The organism is Acinetobacter sp. ANC_7634 (assembly GCF_056779875.1).
Genome location: NZ_JBWYIT010000042.1, coordinates 1 through 278, shown reverse-complemented (window position 1 = coordinate 278; position 278 = coordinate 1). Strand labels below are relative to the sequence as shown.

The following is a 278-nucleotide window of genomic DNA, read 5'->3' as shown; positions in this document are numbered from 1 at the left end:
TCACTTTACCAGCAGTAAATGATGAAAACGAAGATGGCATAGCAGATGAGTACGAACAAGTATTGGCAGATGCCGAAGCAGCAGTAGAGGCGGCTGAAGCAGCATACGCTGCGGCAGAACAAGCGCTGATCGATGCAAATGCCAATGGCCTCATCACGCCAACAGAACTTACTGCATTGACTCAAGCACGTGATGATGCACTTGCTGCGAAAACAGAAGCACAAACAAAAGTGACAGCATTACCTGAGGCAGTACAAGCAGAAAAAGATGCGCTACAA

At 47.5% G+C, this 278-nt stretch carries 1 protein-coding gene; it reads left to right on the top strand.

Going from position 1 to position 278, the window contains the following annotated elements; genetic code table 11:
• A partial coding sequence (locus tag AC1M9A_RS14445; RefSeq protein ID WP_481610496.1) for a GA-like domain-containing protein occupies positions 1-278 on the top strand: 278 nt, incomplete at both ends.